Origin of the sequence: Streptomyces jumonjinensis, from assembly GCF_009600885.1 — a bacterium.
GTDB lineage: Bacteria > Actinomycetota > Actinomycetes > Streptomycetales > Streptomycetaceae > Streptomyces > Streptomyces jumonjinensis.
The window spans coordinates 1-2,019 of sequence record NZ_VCLA01000190.1 but is presented as its reverse complement, the minus strand read 5'-3'; the positions used below and the strand labels follow the sequence as shown (position 1 = coordinate 2,019).

General features: G+C 74.8%; 2 protein-coding genes. Both read right to left on the bottom strand.

The window, feature by feature from the left end; genetic code table 11:
* The coding region (locus FF041_RS29605; protein ID WP_153525689.1) for a GAF domain-containing protein at positions 1-1,228 on the bottom strand (1,228 nt) is incomplete at its 3' end.
* A gap of 177 nt (positions 1,229-1,405) precedes the next feature.
* Positions 1,406-2,019 (bottom strand): N-acetylmuramoyl-L-alanine amidase (locus FF041_RS29600; protein WP_228388714.1); only part of this gene is annotated, 614 nt, incomplete at its 5' end.

Genomic DNA, 2,019 nt, shown 5'->3' with positions numbered 1-2,019 from the left:
GGGGCCGCTGAGCGCCGGGGAGCACGGAGGCCAGCGCACGCCACACCGGAAGGTCGTCCTCACCCCAGGGGCTGTACGCCCAGTCGGCCAGCAGACCAGGGTCGCCGCGCGAGACCAGGGCCGCCCGGAGCTGGTCCGTCAGCCGCCGCCGCAGCCGTACCACCCCAGGGGCCTGCGACGCGGGCAGCAGCGGACCGGCATAGGCGCTGAGGGCGCCCGTCACCGTCCCCGACGCCAGCCGCCGGGCGACCGTGCCGAAGTCCGCGTCGACGCGGCCCGCGAGCCGATAGGGGCGCGACCCGAGCAGCCCCGGCGCGAGCAGCGCGCGCAGCCGGTGCAGTTCCGCCCGGAGGGTGACCGGGGTGACGGCCTCGTCCTCGTACAGCTCGATCAGCAGCTCGCCGCCGCCGATGCCCTCCGGGCGGTGCGCCAGCAGAACCAGGATCTCGCTGTGCCGCCGGCTCAGCCGGATCTTCCGGCCGCCCGTCACCAGCAGCGCCTCGTCACGGCCCAGCGCGCAGAGCTGGAGGCTGTCGGGGTCGGGCCGTGGTCCGAGCAGCTGAAGCTGGGACTCGGCCGCCCGCGCGACCGCCCCGACGAAGGCGAGACTGTGCGGATGCGCCAGCCGGTCCCCGCCGGTGATGTCCACCGCGCCCAGCACCCGTCCGCTGACCGGATCGTGGATCGGGGCCGCCGCGCAGGTCCAGGGCTGCACCGGGCGGAGGAAGTGCTCGGCGGCGAAGACCTGAACGGGCCGGTCCACGGTGATCGCCGTGCCGGGCGCGTTGGTGCCGGCGACCGTCTCCGCCCAGCGGGCTCCGGGCACGAAGTTCATCAGGCCCGCCCGGTCGCGGGTGGCGGGCGGGCCCTCCACCCACAGCAGCCGGCCCTGGGCGTCGCAGACCGCCACCAGATGCTCGCCGTCGCTGGCGTAGGCGCCGGTCAGCTCCCGTACCAGCGGCATCACCCGGGCCAGCGGATGCTCCTCGCGGTAGGCGGTGAGCGCGTCCCCGTCCAGCTCGACGCCGGGAGCGCTCTCAGGGCAGACACGCGCCCGGGCCGAGCGCCGCCAGGACTCGGCGACCACGGAGCGGACGGAGTGTTCGAGCCGGCCCGCCGTCAGATACGCCTCGTGCGCCCGGCGCAGCGCCGTGATCCGCCCGGCCGGATCGGCTCCCGGTTCCAGGGCCACCCATGCGTCGTTCAACTCGGCCTCCCCGGCCTCCATCGTGGCCCAGGCGGACGGAGGCGACAAGCGTCCCGGGACCGGGCCTTCGCCCCGGGATCTCCGGCTCCGGGGGTTCCGGGGGCTCCGGGGTGGAGGCCGCCGGAGCCCGTCGGCCAGGTGTTCGCCTCCGCTTCCGGGACGCCCGTGGGGCAGGGCCCCGGTACGGCGGCGGCCGGGTCAGGCGAAGTTGACGAGACGGATGTACCGCGTCCAGTCCCAGTACGGCCCGGGGTCCGTGTGCGCCGCGCCGGGCACCTCATGATGACCGATGATGTGCGCCCGGTCCTTGGGAATGGAGTAGCGGTCGCAGATCGAGGCGGTGAGCGCCGCGGATCGCTCGTAGAGGGCGTGGGTGAAGTACGCGGGCTGGTCCACCCAGCCCTCGTGCTCGATGCCGACGCTGCGGGTGTTGTAGTCCCAGTTGCCCGCGTGCCAGCAGACGTCCCGTTCCCGTACGCACTGCGCGACATAGCCGTCCGACGAGCGCACCACATAGTGCGCGGACACCTTCCGCGCCGGGTTCTGGAAGATCTCCACCGTGTCGTCGAAGGTCTCCTGGGCGACATGGACGACCACGAAGTCGACGCGGTAGGACGAAGGGCGGCTGGAGGGCGTGTAGTTGGACGCCGAGGCGGGCGTCCAGTGGGCCGCCGGATAGTCGGTGGCCGCCCGCGGGTCCGGGCGGGGGGCGAGCGGAGTCGGCGTGCCGGCGGCCCGGGCGGCGGCGGGTGGCAGCAGCGCTCCGGCGGCCGCCGTCGCGGCGGCGCCCCTGAGCAGACTTCTACGGTCCA